The following is a 14,627-nucleotide window of genomic DNA, read 5'->3' as shown; positions in this document are numbered from 1 at the left end:
CTTTTATTATTTCATTATTGATTGTGCGAATCTTCGATTTGATTTTAAAAAGATTTGATATTGTTCATAATACTTTCCACAACCTGCTTATCCCTGTTGACGTAGTACTGAAATGCTCTTTTGTTCCGTAAGACCTTTGCTTTGATATCCCTTATCTTTAGGAGCATATGCGTTGAATTTCTACTGATTGCTTTGACTTCTCCCAATGCATAATCAAGCAAAATCTTACGCTCCGATTTTTCCATCTGATTAACAGCTCCGTAAGACAGGATGATTCCTGTGATTAATCGAGTGACCATTTGGAAATCATCAACAAACTGTACTTGCGATGGCAGGACGGTTATAATTGAATATGGCGCAGTGCTGATCTCATTGATAATAGCGGTCTGATTATCAGCAATCTTCGTTATCTCTCGGCTCATAGCAATTCCTGTGGGTACTGCCTGAATAGCGAATGATACAATCCGTAACCTGTCCTGTACTTTGGCGATTTTGTCCTTAAAATCTTTCCACTGCGATTGATTGACAGTTTCCACAGAAGCATTTACAGTCTGCTTCTGTCTCATTTCTTTTTGTCGGTCGTGCTCTTTCACCGCTGCATTGATCTCTAAATCCATCATTGGAAAAGAAACATTTTCCTTTTCCCAAGCAGGTGTAGAACTCCCTCCTGAAGAAGTTAGCACGATATAAATTGGAATAATCAGGATTGGAAAAATCTTCTTCATCTCTCGATTTTTAAAAATTTCGTTTATACTTGTTCATGATATTCTCCACAATCCCTTTATCGGTATTGATATACCCTGCAAATGGATTGATTGAATTCCAAAACCCCAATCGATTGGCTTTTTCTAATCTTAATTTGATTGCCAGAAGCCAAAGCTTCAGATTTTTCACATTTCCTGAAATGTTATGAAGGATTTTATAGCGGTCTCCTGTAGTCGCTAAATTCAGTTCTCCCGATGCAAGAATATCTGTTATATCCGTTACTATTTTCAGACTCTGTTCGTAGGTTTTTTGCGAAGCCTTAGTTCCAAATATGGCATATTGAGGATGCTGTGAAGCCAGTTGTACGACCTGAGCAGAATAATCATAGCATTTGTTCAGCTCAGTGTAGATCTGTTGTACCTGAATTCCATTTTGTAGTGTTCCGGAAACTTCCTTCAAGCCTTTTAATATTTTATTCTGGATATCATTGGCGGCGACCATCTGGGTTCCGACCCAAGTCTGAGCATCTTTTAATTTGGATGTTTCTTCGATGACCTCGTTCTGCTTGGCTTTCAGATTTTCTGAATACAGAATCATTGCAGCCGTTACCGTAGGATCGATGTAGGTATTCTGAGCAAATAAAAAACTACCGAATCCTAGAAATAGAAGACTAAACATTTTCATATTGATAATTTTTAGTGATTAATTCTGAAAAACTGATTTGATGATCTTCAAGCTCTTGTGAAATGACCTTGAAAACATTTTTCCCTTTGTTCTCATTTTTCATCCTGCGGTAATAGAAAACAATCTTTTGATCTAAAGGATTTTGATACAGATTGACCAATGAAACGAGATTTTCAAGGCTGTCTCCAAAAACTTTTAAATCAGAGACAATCTTCATAAGTGCTTCATCATAGCTTCCGTATTTCTGCACATAATACTCTACTGCCGATTTCTCGGGTTTCTCTGTCGTATAGGTTAAGTACTGCTCTATTGAAACTTCGTTACCATAGACTTCTCCCCTAGAACCTCTTTTCAGATAAAACTCCTTAAACCTGCTTCGTCCGGATTTGTTGTTAAGGTTATTGATCGTGAATATTTTGTTCTGTTCGACCTTATTTAATGAAAGCAAAGCTGCAATACGGTCAAAGTTGTCCTTGAATTTGGTCTGGTCAAGAAGAATAAACGTATCCGAATTGTTGATAATGGAATCCTTTACAACTGCATTTCCAATGATGTCGTCCAGCTCCTGCGTTACCACCACTGCTTCTCCCCAAAATTTTCTTACCGTTTTATAGAGATACAAAATATAACCTCCCATCAATTTACTTGCAATAGCCTTCCACGCCTCTTCGATAATAAGAGCTTTTCTTCGGTCTTTTCTGAGCCTCATTTTCTGAATAAAGGTGTCCATAATGATGAGTGTCACAATGGGAAACAGCTTTGGATTATCCTTTACATTGTCAATCTCGAATACGATAAATGATTCATCAAACAAAGTAATGTCTGCAGATTCATTGAGTGTTGTTCCATATCGTCCACCTTTATAAAAATCCCTCAGAACAAATAAAAAAGTTCTCAAGTTGAATTCTCTTTCTGTGATACTGTGTTTCTTATTATTCAGATAAAGAGGAAGAAATTTGTCACAATAATCATAGAAACCATTGAAGGAAAGCTCTTTTGCGTCTAACTTCTCTTCCAGTTCTTTGATTTTTGTGATAATGGCTTTTCTAAATGATTCATCCCAGTTTTCTTCTGTTTTGTCCTTTTTGATTATTTCATTGGATTTTATGAGAATCAACTGCGTTTCATTATAAATTCTTCTTCTCTCTTCATCTCCTAGCGTTTCATAAGCTTCATAGACCGTATAGAATTTTTCATTGTCATAATCAGGATTATTAATGTTTTTATCCGGATGATAGAATTTTAATAGTCTTCTTCCTGCATCTTTGATCTCTTCCGAACTTGCGTTGAAAGCAATTCCTAAAACATCGTAGTAAGTCCGCTGTTCATTAACTTCATTTTCGTACTGAGCATAAATATCTTCTTCGTGAATGTTGTATTTATTTAAATAAAGCATTAATTCTTCTGAAGTTTTATTCTGATACCACTCAGTTCCCGAATTGAAATATTGATGGTAATAGGACATCAGCACATTATCCAATATTGATTTCTGGGCAGATGTCATTGACGCATCAGGACCTTGCCAGATAAGGAAGATCAGATTGGTCAAAAATTCTATTTTTTCAATATTGAATTCTTTCTTATCCATCAAAAAAGGATTCATTGTGATTGGCTTTTCTTCAGTGTATTGAATATATCGTCCGCCTTTGTACTTGCAGGTTCCTGAATAGGAATCTCCAGTATCAACGATAACAACATCATAGTTATAGGTGAGATACTGCTCAATAATATTGTTCATTAAGAAACTCTTGCCTGAACCACTGGGTCCGAGAACAAACTTGTTTCGATTGTTAATTCTGCCAATTTTCATAGGTAGGTCAGCAGGATCTACTTTTAATGGAACTCCTTGTCTGTCTGTAAACCTCAGATAGAAATTGGATTCTTCATTCACCGGGTAACTCTCTTTAAAAAAAAAACACAAGGCCGCTTCGCTTGTCGTCATAAATAGATCGTATTCTCTAAGTTCAGTTGCATTGCCTGGAATAGCAGACCGAAAGAGTTCCAGCTGGTTATAAGCATTCTTAGAAACGATGATTCCTTTCGTGAATAGCTTATTCTCAATGAAGGACTGTATACCCTCCATTTTTTCCAGAGTGTCGGTCGAAAATAACAGGGAAAAATGTGCATTGACAACCAATTGCCCATCGACAGCGATGTTATGCAGAAGTGTTTGTATTTCTTCCGCTATGATAGCATTGGACGGAGAATTATTGGCTGCACCCTCGTGCTTTTTCTTTTTCTTGTCGAGTTCTCTCTGTTGCTGTGCCTGAAGAGGAATTGTAATCACCTGATTATAAATGATGGTTTCGTAATCTTCCAAATCATTGATGAATGTAAAATTATCGACAGCTGTTTCCGATGCTGCTCCATTACCTCCAAGTATGGAATAAGGTTCTATTTCAGAAGGCAGATCAATATTTTCAACATCGACATATGAAATATTCTTGACGAACTTATTTCCTATCTGCAGATATTCATTGTTGCTTTTGATATTATCAAAGCTTGGTAAATCTGAAAACTGCATCGATAATACGCCGGATATATAATGTTCAAAATCCTTTTCAAACAAAAATTGTGGTTCACAGTCATTTTGCTTTAAAAGCATAAATACCTTTTGGCATTTATCACGAAGCTCCTTATAACTCCTGTCAGAGAAATGATAATGCTTCATTTTCTTTTTCAGCTTATCATCCACAATATCTGTGAAAAGAAGTACAGTCTCAATGGTTTTGAAAAGTCGCCCTTCAAAATGTTCTGAGTATTTCTGCTGTAGAAATTGGTTCGACTCTTCAGCAGTGTACTTTTTCTTGGAAAAGAAATCGAGTTTCTGAACGATTCTACCTTCTCCTATAATGGATACAACCTGATTTAAAACCGTATGGAAATTCAGATAATTGTCAGGATCTGCCGAATACTGCTCAACAGGATTTTTTATTTTAACTCCGATAATAGGATTTCCATACTGCCCAAATAAAACATCAAAATCCCACCCAAAATCTCGTCCATAATCATAACCAATAAATGGAATATCAAATGCTTGTTTCTTTGTTTTTGACATAACTATTTAGTGTTTTGTTGTTTAATCGTTTAGGAAAAATCAGAACCTGGTCAATGTTTTTGGTCCTAGCGTACAAGCCATATTTATCCTGTCTTTTGAAAATGAAATAGACACCTCCTCCTGTAACTGCGAGTCCCAAAAGAGAACCCAGCAATCCGAATTTGGATAATATGAGTGCCGCAATGACACCGACTGCAATGACTCCTACTGCGTAAAAGATGTATTTGCCTTTAAGCCCGAAGAATACAAGGGGTTTTTTAAGCCCCTTGTAGAGATAGAACCCCATATTAAGCAAAGAATGCTGTTACGAATTCCGGAACTACCAAAAGGAAAATCATAGCACCTCCGTATCCCAAGATTTCTTTGTTGACATCCTGATCACCATTCGTCCATTTATTATAGACTCTGAGACCGCCAATAAAGCCAACGAGTCCTCCTACTGCTTTAAGAATAAGCTTTATCGGATCCCAATAGTCTTTGATGTCATTGGCTGCATTGGAAATGGCTGTTGCACCACCCTGCGCAAATACAGGAGTAACAGCCAAGAGAAGTACAAAGGCGGTTAATAACTTTTTAACAAGCCGTTGATTTTTAGATTTGTAGTTCATAATAATTAAAGATTTATATTGATAATTGTGTTTATTTACACTTAGAATTAGGCATAAGAGCTATGCTATCCGCCTTTCTCAGACGAATCATATAGAGATTGTAAAATTTTGATTGACCTCTAGATCAGTGATTGATAGACCTTGTATCCGTCAAGACTTGAAATAACCTGAACGTTGGTTTCGGCAAGGTTTATGAAGTTTTTAAACTGTTTATTTAGGGAGTCGAGGTTTGGGGATGAAATATCTTTCTTTTCTTGCTCTTTAATAATTTTTTCCTGTTGGGAATCGCGTGATAAAGTTTCATTTTGTTCCATCTCATATACCTTTTCATGTACTTCGGAAACATTGTAAAAGTCATCAATTTCCTGTTCTGATTCAAACTTCCTTCGGATGTAATCAAGGTCACGGCTATCATTTTGTTGCTCCTCCTGAACCGATGGAACAACCTCCTTTTTATTAAAAGAATTGGGTGTTTTAATGTTTTCCACATCATCAATTCTAACTTCTTGTACTTTATTTGTGTTCTTCTCAGAAAAACCTATGAGTAAGTATTCTTCAGTTTCTTCCTTTTTGCCGGAATAATCTTTTTTCAAAAAAAGATCGTAGACAATATTACCACTATAGTAAAGAAGGTAAACTGCAACAATGCTGATAATTATTTTAATCATTTTGAAATCGGTTTTTATGTTAGTGATTACAATGTAATTTCAAGGCTTTGATTTATATGCTCTATTAATTCAGTGAATGATTTCTGTACAGCATATTTTTGTTCATAAGTCAGTTTCCTGGTATCAAGAGCCTGAAGACAATTTCTTTTAAATACAGGGCTTTTCAATAGAATTCCATATCTACTGATTTCTGCATCCATACCCTCTTGATTTAAATATTTGTAGCCTTTATCAAATTTTGAACGAATGAATACTCGTTCCGCCTGACTTTCTAATAGCCCTAAAAAATTGATAAAAACTAAAGTCGATTTAGCAGAGACATTTGAATATTCAAAAGGAATGACTATAAAATCGCTATATATAAGCAAGTCACTATATTTCACATCCAGAGTTCCTGCAAGATCAAAAATGTTTATCTCTTCACTCTCTTTCAATTCAATCAAAGTCTCAAAATCAGAAAAAGGCTGTTCTTTCTCTTCATCAATAATCTCTACATCATAAAGTTTTGGGATGTCCAATAATTCATCTTCTTTCCACTTATGGTAAAATGACTTTTGAAAATCGAAATCAAAGACATTGACATTTCTCTTTAAGTTTAGAGCAATATAATTGGCGAAAGCAATGGCAAGTGTAGTTTTACCGGTTCCTCCTTTCTGTGTAGCAAATGTGATTATCATTGTTTGAGTTTTACTAATTTTCTTTCCAATATTTAAAAGATCAATGCTTTATCTTTTTTTCTGTCTTCGTCTTTTTCGAAGCTCTTCCTCAGCGGGATACGTTGAAGATCCAGAATATTTCATCAATTCAAAAAACAAGTCATTCATTGCTTTATCAAGGTCATCCCCTGCCTTTCTCTGAACTTCTTGAGAAAGTACACCTGCAGGATTTAAAAATTGTTGATACAGTTTTTCTCCAATTAGCGACTGTAATTCTCCAATGTGATGCAGTCTGGAATGAATAGCGTAATATTTACCATCTTCAGCCTTAAAGATTCCAACATCAGATTTTTTTTGAGTCTTGACATATTCTTTAACATCATTTTTTATCGTAGAGAACAACTCCTTATTTTTTAGTTTTTTATTTCCAAAAAGCATAAAATCCATCACATTACTTTCAGGATATTTGGAGGATAAAAAATCCAGCATTATTTTTTTGATCTCGTCATTAGGAATATTAAAATCTTTTAGGCTTTCAAAAAGTCTTTTATCTATTCTACCAGGAGTAAAGTCAAATAGCTCCTTCATTTTCATAATCTCGCTCCCTTTATAAACAGCTTGCGTCTTATGATCTATCACAGTATAACCAAAAGGCTGATAATTTTCTTTGTGATGAAAAACGATATCTAACCCAAATACATCCCTAAGTTTTTTCTGAAGCTCGCTTTCAAATTCCACTACTGGAAGAATTTCCTCCTTAGCTTTTCTTCTATCTTCAGGAAGCATTGCCTCCTGCCTTCTAAAATCCTCAACTTTAAAGACTTTATTAGAATGAATCTTGCTGTATTTTGCAAAAATTGCTCTTAACTGTCCAATTCTGCTATCATTCTTTTTATCTGTAAAAACCAATGAATCTCCCGATATATTGCGCTGCAAAACGCCGTTCTTTGATATGGCAAGCAAACTGTTATCACTTTTATCTGTCGTTATCTTGTAACCACTTCTTTTGAGTAAAATCTCCAATTGATTAAGAGAACCAAAATTATAGTTAAGCAAATTATTAAGTTCTGCATCTTTATCAATTCCATAAAGTTTCTCAAGTGTTTCAGCTAAAACCTTTTGAGCTTTAAGCTTTTCGTAACTATCGTTTATCTTCCGTCCGGTCTGCTTGTTAACCCTTGTTGAAACGATGTGCACATGATTATTTTCTGTATCGTTATGAAAAACTACTATGAAAGGCTGTTTCTCATACCCCATTCCATTCATAAAATCTTCTGCAATTTTTTTAAGTTCATCTTTCGAATGTTCCTGAAATTTCGTTGAAATTACAGCATGAAACTGAGGTTTTTTAACTTTCTCATTCATTGAGATAGACTTCAAATAATTCCTAACATCTTCCGGTTTACTCTTTTCATTGATAAAAGAAGGAAAATTCTTCATTAACATGAGTTCACCTTTTCCTTTCTCAACTTTTTTATCGTTGTATTGTACACCATGAAAATCTGAACTTGCAGATCCCAATATTTTAACAATCATCGGCAAGGAGTGAATAGATCTTTAGGAATATTTCATTTTGCTGATCTTTCAGAAGTGTAATTTTTTCTAACTGTTTCCTGAAATATTCAAATTCTGATTCAGACATAAACTTTTGAGTATTTACAATTCTTGCGATTTGATTGATGTTAGTCTCAATCTTGACGAAAATATTGTCCTGCTTCTCAATAAAGCCAATAACCTCTCTTCGTTCATCATCCATTATTCTATCCTCAACCGAGTTGATAACTAAACTCGTAAGAGAGATCTTTTTGTCTGAACAGGCTTTTTTCCATTTAGCTTTTTGGATAGGAGAAATTCTTATCTTAATAAAATCCTTCTTCTCTGCCCCTTCTTCCTTTGTCACTCCACCACATTCAAATAATTGATTGGAAAAGTAGTCATGCCTCTGATAGCTCCACTAAATTTTTCTATCTGGTTTTTCCATAAAAGCAAATTAAAATCTACATTCGTCAGTGATACTATTCCCTGTTCCATTCCGAATCCTCCTGTACTAGGATTGCCGCTCACCAAAATATTGTTAATTGATCCGACACTACCATCGGACATAAATCCTAAATCTCGTAATGGCTTAGATAAATTAAGTGATAGATAATTTGAAGTTATTGGAATTGAGCAATTGATGTTAACATCCAAGTACCCAATTGTTCCGATTCGTCTGGCATCAATCTCTCCTGATATTCCAAGACCTGAAGTTCCTAACCTGTAAATTTTTGTTGCCAATGTGTGTTGACGAGGATTTGTTGGAAACGGAAGATAACTACTCCATGAAGTCTGCTCTGTAATAGTATTTGCGATAAGAGTTTCATCCAAAACAATCAGAGCATCATAGAACATAGGTTCTTTATAAATTTGACTCCAGTACTGTCCATTAAAATAGTAATATCCTTCCTCTACAATATGAATAACTTGCCCCGAGAGATTGGTTGCGGGTTGTGTAACATAAACAATGGCTCCTTTCTGTAAAGATGAATAATTTTTATTGGCAAGTTGGTTACCTGTTATTCTTGGTGGAATGAGTCCATCAAAATGATTTTGAACATCTGGTTTACCAACAATTTCCAAAGTAGCATTCGGATTGTCCGTATTGATTCCGACCTGAGCTCTTAGGTTAATGGTTAAACTAAATATTAAAAGATAAAATAATCTGTTCATTGCTTTTTTGATTAATGTTTCTTCTGCAAAGTTGGAGTATAACATTTATCTAAACAATAGATACTAAGCTGCTTGGATTACATAAGAACAATTTGGATAAATCTGGATTGTGAAAAAACTAATAAAGAATAAACTGGATTATTTTGGTATTATAATCTTAGTTTGTTACAAATCGAAAAACAAGTTCCGCCGTTTTTCTCCCTTTTGTCAAAAAGGCAAGTGAGTCATTGGAATCAGAAATTTGCTGAAAATTTGTGGGTACAAAGACACATCTTGCAGAATTAATAGGGTGATTTTTTTAGAGTTCTGAAAAGTGGATTAGTAAGTTAACCTTAATTTAATAAATTACTGACTATTAATGCTGAATTTTGTAAGTCTGATTTTCGTAGTATAAAATAAATACCGTGCGTTATTTTTAATAGGTTAGGTGCAGAACGTTGTAGTATTTTTTACAGGTGGGTGACTAAACCCTACATTATTTTTCACAGGTTGAATGTTGAACCTTGCAGTACTTTTTATAAGTAAGTGATTGAACTCTGCATTATTCTTTACAGGTATTTAATTAAACCTTCCATTATTTTTAATAGGTTCAAGATTAAGCCCTATATTATTTTTTACAGGTTATTGATTGAACCTTGTAGTATTTCTACAGGTTGGTAGGTTGAACCATCTAATTCTTACAAAGACCTTGTTAATCTAAAGGTCAAATTTATCCGCTCTCTCATGGGAGTTGTAGATTTTGCAATCCTGTGCTGCCATTTCCCCTGCAGCTCACCTTTCATAATTAAAAGAGATCCATTAGGAAGTGGTAGACTGTATTTACTTTGATAATTATCAACCTTTCGAAAATCAAAATTTCTTGTTTGACCCAAACTTACGGACGCAATGACTGGTCGATTTCCATATCTGCTTTCTTTGTCTCTGTGCCAAGCTACAGAATCATTCGCATCACGATAATAATTAAGCAAAACTGAATTAAATTCATAATTAAACAATTTTTCAATTTTCTCCTTGATTGCAATCAACTCCGGAGTCCATGAATTAACTCCATATTCTTTTTCTCCTAAATCATAAGCTTTTTCCCCGTCACCATACCATGCGGTCAATCGAGGTGTTAACACTGTCTTATCATACATTTTCTGAGTATTCTGTTTCCACGGAACTGTTTTTAGCAAATGATTTTTAAGAGCATCAGCTTCTTCTATACATAAAAACTGTTCTTTGAAATCTAAAAGCTCTTTTGGAAATTCATAAAAATCTCCGTTGTCGAATAAACTTAACTGGTTCATTATTTCTAAATTTAATTATGTAAAATTTTAGTTCATTTTATGTCTCGGTAACCCAATTTCATGCTCCTGTGGATAAGGTTTTCTAAAAGTCATACTCACATCTTCTTTCAGGTTCCTTACTACTTCTGAAGCTTTTTCCTTATCCATAGAATATCTTGGATCGGCAACCATCGGCATCTTTGCCATTTTGTGAATTGTGATTGTTGGAAAATGGAAGTCTACTTCGACAGTACCAAGCAAAAGATAACACCCTCCGCCCTGAAAAGGATATTGCTCTAAGCAGTTAGGAAAATGTGCTGTGTCAAAATATTCACCTTCAGCATCAATCCAAGTTCCAAAAAACATTGTTCCCCGTTTTGTAGGTACGTGTTTTCGGGAAATTAGATAGGCAAGCATCTTCACTTGTCTTTTATGATGGTTTGTAAGATCTTTTGCCATCACAGTTCCTCTGTATTTGGTCTGAAGTAAATCAAAAGGTGAATATGAAACCGGAAAACCCAAAATCTCAATTTCGTCAAAAGCATCTTCAAAAGGATGTCTACTTATTACAGGTAATTTGTATTCTTTTTGTGGTTCATCTAGTAAAGTAAGATGCCTAAATTCAGGCTTAGTATTGGTCAGGAGAAACCTTGCTTCAATCAAAAGTTCGTGTTTTTGTTTTCCTGTAAACCTAAATGCACCGATAAAAATTAGAGTTTGCACAGTCTCAATTCCAATCGGTATTCTCTTAATGAAGTTTTCCAAGGATTTGTAATCTCCATTATTCTTTCTTTCAATCGGAATAAGTTCTGCCAGTCTTCCTTCAAGGCTTTCAATGTGCATTAAACCCAAATACACGTCTTTATCATATACTGTAGTTTTAAACTCGCTTAGATTCACACAAGGGTTTTCAATGGTTGCTCCCGACATTTTTGCTTCGTGTACATAGACTTCAGTTCTGTAAAAACCTCCACCGTTATTGATGGCGCATACCATGAACTCAATCGGATAATACACTTTCAAATATAAACTCTGATAACTTTCTACCGCATAGGAAGCTGAATGAGCCTTGCAGAAAGAATATCCTGCGAAAGATTCAATCTGTCGGTACACTTCTTTTGAAAGCTGCTCAGGATGTCCAATTTCTTTACATGATTCAAAGAAATGATCTTTCACTTTCTGAAGCGCAGCTAAAGAACGTCCTTTTCCGCTCATCGCTCTTCTCAGAACATCGCCATCAGGTGCAGAAAGCCCTCCAAAGTGGAGAGCGATTTTAATAACATCTTCCTGATAAACCATTATCCCATACGTTTCTCCCAATTCCTTTTCAAATACTTCGTGGAAATATTCAAATTGGGTAGGATTATTATGCCTGAAAATGTATTCTTTCATCATACCACTTTGTGCAACACCCGGACGAATGATGGATGAAGCAGCAACAAGAACTTTGTAATTATCGCATTTAAGCCTTCTTAGCAGCCCACGCATCGCAGGAGATTCGATATAAAAACAACCAATGGTTTTCCCTACGCTCAGAAACTCATTGCATTTTAACTCGTTTTTTGAGATTGTGGTGTCTTTTATATCCACGTCAATTCCTCTTTTCTCTTTTATCAGATCAACAGTATCTTTGATTGTTCCCAGTCCTCTTTGCGAGAGAATGTCAAACTTCTCAAATCCTATTTCTTCTGCAACGTGCATATCAAACTGAACGATAGGAAAGCCTTTCGGTGGCATTTCCAAAGCCGTAAAATTAGTGATGGGTTCTTCTGAAATTAAAATTCCGCATGAGTGCATACTGCGCTGGTTAGGAAATTTCTCTAAAAGCTTTCCGTATTTATGAACCTGTCGAAAAACCGAATTATCATCATGTTCAGAAACGGATTTTGTTGCTAACATATCCAGTTCCTCTTTCGGAAGCCCAAATGCTTTTCCGACTTCCCTGAAAATTGATCTGTATTTAAACTCCACATTAGTCCCACAGAACGCAACATGGTCTTTTCCGTATTTTGAAAAAATGTATTCCAAGATAACATCCCTTGTCTGCCAACTCCAATCAATATCAAAGTCAGGAGGTGTTTTACGGTTCAGATTCAGGAATCTTTCAAAATAAAGGTCAAGTTCGAGAGGGCAAATATCCGTAATACCCAAGCAATAGCTTACAATGGAATTTGCGCCACTTCCTCTCCCTACGTGCATGAATCCCATTTTATTGCTGTACTCAATAATATCCCATGTTATCAGAAAGTAACCACAGAACTTAAGATGGTCAATGACACCTAATTCTTTCTCTACTCTTGCTTTTGCTTCAGCATTATCTTTAGAATATCTTCTTTCCAAACCTTCGTAAGCCAATTGTCTTAAAAGAGCATAATCATTCTCACGGCTGTCAGTAAAATATTTTTTGTTTTTCGGTGTTGAAAAATCAAATTCAAAACCGCAGTTTCCAATCAATTTTGCTGTATTCTCAATAATGATGGAGTGGTTTTCAAAGACTTTTAACAATTTGCTTTTTGAATGAAATGTTTCTGTTTTCTGGCAGTAATCATTCACTTCTAGCTTTGTGATTAAGGTATTGTTATCGATGGCTCTGAGAATCTTGTGCAGCTTGTATTCTTCATTTGTTTTAAAAGTTACAGGTTGCAGAATAACCATCTTATGAACCCATTTTTTTAATTCGGGTTTTATCAGATGGTTGATTTCTTCAGGTCTTACGCCAATATATTCATCATCTGAAAGTTCCAAAGGAATGTTATGCAGAGGGTAAATAATTATGGTGTTATCCAGTTTTGGATTCTCTTTTAGTATATCAATCCCATCACAGTTAAACTCTGTCAACATTCTGTTGATAGAGCCAATAGCCGATTGTTTCTTTGCTAAACAGATGTAAAATTGCTCATTTTCAATTCTCACATCAACGCCTACAATAGGTTTGATGGATTTTTCTTTACACAGCTTGTAGAATTCATAAATTCCCGTGATCGTGTTGATGTCTGTTAAGGCTAAAGTCCTTAATTTATGTTCATGAGCCTGTTGAACCAATTCATTGACAGAAATAGTTCCATAACGTAAGCTGTGATATGAATGACAATTCAGAAACATGATAAAATTATTGTCTTAGTAATCCTGATGCTCTGCCAACGCTTGCAGAGCCAAACCTATTTTTTATATTATCCATCGCCTGATACAGTGAGATAAGTTCTTCCGTATCTTCAAAGAGATTCATCTGATGGCAGCCATGCACTAATCCCGTAAACTTTACTCCAATCAGTCTGATCCTAATTCTTCTTGTATAAAGCTTTTTAAAAAGGTCGAGAACGTATTTAAGAATCGTATGATCTGCGGAGGTATAAGGGATTCTACATTGCTTTGTTTCAGTATCAAAGTTGCTGTAACGGATCTTAACCACAACTACAGAGGTCAGCCATTTTTCCGCCCTCAATTGATAGCAAAGCTTTTCGACCATTCCAGAAAGAATACTTCTAACATTGAGAATGTCGATGGTGTCCTGTGAAAATGTATCTTCAGTGGATATTGATTTTCTTTCAGAATATTGTATCACCGGACTTTCATCGATTCCATTTGCTTTTTTCCACAAATCAGTTCCATTCTTTCCTATCAATCTGTGTAAAACATCAACTGGCATTTCTGAAAGCGTATGAATCGTTCTTACCCCTAATCTCGAAAGAAGCTGAAATGTTACGTTACCGACCATCGGAATTTTTTTAACCGATAATGGATTCAAGAAATTCTGAGTATTTTGTGCCTGTATTTCAAATCTTCCTGTGGGTTTGGATTCTCCTGTTCCAATTTTTGAAACGGTCTTATTGCTTGATAAAGCAAAGCTGATAGGCAATCCTGTATTTTTGGTAACCGCATCTGCAACTTCGTTTGTCCATTTATAACAGCCAAAGAATTTATCCATTCCTGAAAGGTCAATATAGAATTCATCGATGCTTGCCTTTTCCAAAACAGGTACTCGTTCCTGAATCACTTCAGTAACCATGTGAGACATATTGGAATACATTTCCATGTCGCCCTTTATCACTTTTGCTTCAGGGCATAACCGCAGAGCCATTTTAATAGGCATAGCACTTCGTACCCCAAAATATCTTGTTTCATAGGAACATGAAGCCACAACACCACGATCTCCACCTCCGATAATAATGGGCTTGTTATTCAGTTCAGAATTCTTAAGCCTTTCACAAGAGACGAAAAATGTGTCCAAATCCATGTGTACGATTGAGCGATTCATTTGACAAAATTAGATA

The 14,627-nt window shown here is 35.4% G+C and carries 13 protein-coding genes; all 13 read right to left on the bottom strand.

Annotated features, from left to right (window positions below):
* Positions 1 to 44: 44 nt before the first annotated feature.
* Positions 45 to 725 (bottom strand): hypothetical protein, encoded by a 681-nt coding sequence (locus FOL89_RS01380; RefSeq protein ID WP_144281054.1) that lies wholly within the window; start codon positions 723 to 725, stop codon positions 45 to 47.
* Positions 726 to 735: 10 nt separating this feature from the next.
* Positions 736 to 1,389 (bottom strand): hypothetical protein, encoded by a 654-nt coding sequence (locus tag FOL89_RS01375; RefSeq protein WP_144281053.1) that lies wholly within the window; start codon positions 1,387 to 1,389, stop codon positions 736 to 738.
* On the bottom strand, positions 1,376 to 4,447 hold the full coding sequence (locus FOL89_RS01370) for a TraG family conjugative transposon ATPase (protein WP_144281052.1): 3,072 nt from the start codon (positions 4,445 to 4,447) through the stop codon (positions 1,376 to 1,378). The genes FOL89_RS01375 and FOL89_RS01370 overlap by 14 nt, the downstream gene beginning before the upstream one ends.
* The gene (locus FOL89_RS01365; RefSeq protein WP_144281051.1) at positions 4,419 to 4,733 is read right to left on the bottom strand and encodes a DUF4133 domain-containing protein; all 315 of its coding nucleotides are present in this window, start codon (positions 4,731 to 4,733) and stop codon (positions 4,419 to 4,421) included. The genes FOL89_RS01370 and FOL89_RS01365 overlap by 29 nt, the downstream gene beginning before the upstream one ends.
* 1 nt (position 4,734) lies before the next feature.
* Complete coding sequence (locus FOL89_RS01360) at positions 4,735 to 5,055, bottom strand: DUF4134 domain-containing protein (protein ID WP_144281050.1); 321 nt, start codon at positions 5,053 to 5,055, stop codon at positions 4,735 to 4,737.
* A gap of 119 nt (positions 5,056 to 5,174) precedes the next feature.
* A complete protein-coding gene (locus FOL89_RS01355) occupies positions 5,175 to 5,723 on the bottom strand; it encodes a hypothetical protein (RefSeq protein ID WP_144281049.1) in 549 nt (182 codons plus the stop codon).
* A gap of 26 nt (positions 5,724 to 5,749) precedes the next feature.
* Positions 5,750 to 6,400 carry a ParA family protein gene (locus FOL89_RS01350; protein ID WP_144281048.1) on the bottom strand — a complete coding sequence of 217 codons (651 nt, stop codon included), beginning with the start codon at positions 6,398 to 6,400 and terminating at the stop codon, positions 5,750 to 5,752.
* A 48-nt stretch (positions 6,401 to 6,448) separates the two neighbouring features.
* The gene (locus FOL89_RS01345; RefSeq protein ID WP_144281047.1) at positions 6,449 to 7,915 is read right to left on the bottom strand and encodes a relaxase/mobilization nuclease domain-containing protein; all 1,467 of its coding nucleotides are present in this window, start codon (positions 7,913 to 7,915) and stop codon (positions 6,449 to 6,451) included.
* Complete coding sequence (locus FOL89_RS01340) at positions 7,905 to 8,279, bottom strand: hypothetical protein (RefSeq protein WP_144281046.1); 375 nt, start codon at positions 8,277 to 8,279, stop codon at positions 7,905 to 7,907. The genes FOL89_RS01345 and FOL89_RS01340 overlap by 11 nt, the downstream gene beginning before the upstream one ends.
* On the bottom strand, positions 8,276 to 9,088 hold the full coding sequence (locus FOL89_RS01335) for a hypothetical protein (protein WP_185146884.1): 813 nt from the start codon (positions 9,086 to 9,088) through the stop codon (positions 8,276 to 8,278). The genes FOL89_RS01340 and FOL89_RS01335 overlap by 4 nt, the downstream gene beginning before the upstream one ends.
* Positions 9,089 to 9,765: 677 nt before the next feature.
* The gene (locus tag FOL89_RS01330) at positions 9,766 to 10,377 is read right to left on the bottom strand and encodes an alpha-ketoglutarate-dependent dioxygenase AlkB family protein (RefSeq protein ID WP_144281044.1); all 612 of its coding nucleotides are present in this window, start codon (positions 10,375 to 10,377) and stop codon (positions 9,766 to 9,768) included.
* A gap of 27 nt (positions 10,378 to 10,404) precedes the next feature.
* Complete coding sequence (locus tag FOL89_RS01325; RefSeq protein WP_144281043.1) at positions 10,405 to 13,458, bottom strand: DNA polymerase III subunit alpha; 3,054 nt, start codon at positions 13,456 to 13,458, stop codon at positions 10,405 to 10,407.
* A gap of 7 nt (positions 13,459 to 13,465) precedes the next feature.
* The gene (gene dinB / locus FOL89_RS01320; RefSeq protein WP_144281042.1) at positions 13,466 to 14,611 is read right to left on the bottom strand and encodes a DNA polymerase IV; all 1,146 of its coding nucleotides are present in this window, start codon (positions 14,609 to 14,611) and stop codon (positions 13,466 to 13,468) included.
* Between the last annotated feature and the right edge of the window lie 16 nt (positions 14,612 to 14,627).

This window comes from Chryseobacterium echinoideorum (genome assembly GCF_007474535.1).
Classification (GTDB): Bacteria; Bacteroidota; Bacteroidia; order Flavobacteriales; family Weeksellaceae; genus Chryseobacterium; species Chryseobacterium echinoideorum.
This window is presented reverse-complemented; position numbering and strand designations above follow the sequence as displayed.

Excerpts from the sequence above, each read along its gene's own strand:
- FOL89_RS01325 (WP_144281043.1), bottom strand. The coding sequence starts at position 13,458 with ATGTTTCTGAATTGTCATTCATATCACAGCTTACGTTATGGAACTATT.
- FOL89_RS01375 (WP_144281053.1), bottom strand. The coding sequence starts at position 1,389 with ATGAAAATGTTTAGTCTTCTATTTCTAGGATTCGGTAGTTTTTTATTT.
- FOL89_RS01365 (WP_144281051.1), bottom strand. The coding sequence starts at position 4,733 with ATGGGGTTCTATCTCTACAAGGGGCTTAAAAAACCCCTTGTATTCTTC.
- dinB (WP_144281042.1), bottom strand. The coding sequence starts at position 14,611 with ATGAATCGCTCAATCGTACACATGGATTTGGACACATTTTTCGTCTCT.
- FOL89_RS01370 (WP_144281052.1), bottom strand. The coding sequence starts at position 4,447 with ATGTCAAAAACAAAGAAACAAGCATTTGATATTCCATTTATTGGTTAT.
- FOL89_RS01355 (WP_144281049.1), bottom strand. The coding sequence starts at position 5,723 with ATGATTAAAATAATTATCAGCATTGTTGCAGTTTACCTTCTTTACTAT.
- FOL89_RS01350 (WP_144281048.1), bottom strand. The coding sequence starts at position 6,400 with ATGATAATCACATTTGCTACACAGAAAGGAGGAACCGGTAAAACTACA.
- FOL89_RS01345 (WP_144281047.1), bottom strand. The coding sequence starts at position 7,915 with ATGATTGTTAAAATATTGGGATCTGCAAGTTCAGATTTTCATGGTGTA.
- FOL89_RS01380 (WP_144281054.1), bottom strand. The coding sequence starts at position 725 with ATGAAGAAGATTTTTCCAATCCTGATTATTCCAATTTATATCGTGCTA.
- FOL89_RS01335 (WP_185146884.1), bottom strand. The coding sequence starts at position 9,088 with ATGAACAGATTATTTTATCTTTTAATATTTAGTTTAACCATTAACCTA.
- FOL89_RS01360 (WP_144281050.1), bottom strand. The coding sequence starts at position 5,055 with ATGAACTACAAATCTAAAAATCAACGGCTTGTTAAAAAGTTATTAACC.
- FOL89_RS01330 (WP_144281044.1), bottom strand. The coding sequence starts at position 10,377 with ATGAACCAGTTAAGTTTATTCGACAACGGAGATTTTTATGAATTTCCA.